General features: G+C 45.9%; 1 protein-coding gene. It reads left to right on the top strand.

Annotated features, from left to right (window positions below):
• On the top strand, nt 1-521 hold a 521-nt coding region (locus tag CG11_RS26380), incomplete at both ends, for a SprB repeat-containing protein (protein WP_197043969.1).

The raw sequence follows: 521 nt of genomic DNA, 5'->3' as shown, positions 1-521 counted from the left end.
GTAACACAACCAACCGCTGTGCAAGCAACCATTATTAATACAACCGATGTTTCTTGTCATGGTGGTAATGATGGAACAGCCTCCTTGGCAGTACAAGGAGGAACACCAACGAGTGGGTACACCTTCCAATGGAGTGGTGCTCCTGGACAAAATAGCCCGAATGCCACAGGCTTATCGGCAGGTGTACAAACTGTCACGGTCAGTGATGCCAATGGTTGTTTTGATATTGACACCTTTACGATCAATGAGCCAAACGATGCTTTGAGTGGTTATATTACAGCTGCCAATGCGCTTTGTTTTGGTTCTTCTACTGGAGAATTAGGAGCGGTTATCACAGGAGGAACAAGACCTTATCAATACGCATGGAATAGCACACCGGTTCAAACAACTGTTGTTGCCGATAGTTTACCCGCAGGCACCTACAACCTAAGCGTGACGGATGCCAATGGTTGTTCTTTAGAACTAACCAGTACAATTGGAGAACCCACAGAATTGACAGTTAGTGCCACCGTTCTACAACA

It is taken from the genome of Aureispira sp. CCB-QB1 (genome assembly GCF_000724545.1).
Lineage (GTDB): Bacteria > Bacteroidota > Bacteroidia > Chitinophagales > Saprospiraceae > Aureispira.
This window is presented reverse-complemented; position numbering and strand designations above follow the sequence as displayed.